Genomic DNA, 379 nt, shown 5'->3' with positions numbered 1-379 from the left:
ATCTCAGACTGTGTGAGCATGGACTTTCCTCTATATTGCTATAGCGATTACCCGAAATATCACTTTTGCGATTATAACACAATTTCATGTGAATAAGTAACAAAAATTTATATTACTTACCGAAAACTGCTTTTTCTAAATTAGAAATACGTTTTAAAATATCTACATTGTTTGATGAGTTGTTGCCATTATTAGAAGAAAAGTTTTTATTTTCCTGTGGTCTTGTTGTAGCAACGCGAAGTCTTAACTCTTCAAGTTCTTTTTTTAATTTATTATTTTCTTCTGATAGCTTAACAACTTCATTATTCATGTCCGCCATTTTTTGATAATCTGTAATAATATCGTCTAAAAAAGCGTCTACTTCTTCTCTTCTATAGCC

1 protein-coding gene is annotated in these 379 nt (G+C 30.1%); it reads right to left on the bottom strand.

The annotated features are described in order from the left end of the window. Window positions 1–112: 112 nt before the first annotated feature. A partial coding sequence (locus HZY83_RS00060; RefSeq protein WP_179942088.1) for a DivIVA domain-containing protein occupies window positions 113–379 on the bottom strand: 267 nt, incomplete at its 5' end.

The sequence above is a fragment of the Gemella sp. GH3 genome, assembly GCF_013415425.1.
Classification (GTDB): domain Bacteria; phylum Bacillota; class Bacilli; order Staphylococcales; family Gemellaceae; genus Gemelliphila.
This window is presented reverse-complemented; position numbering and strand designations above follow the sequence as displayed.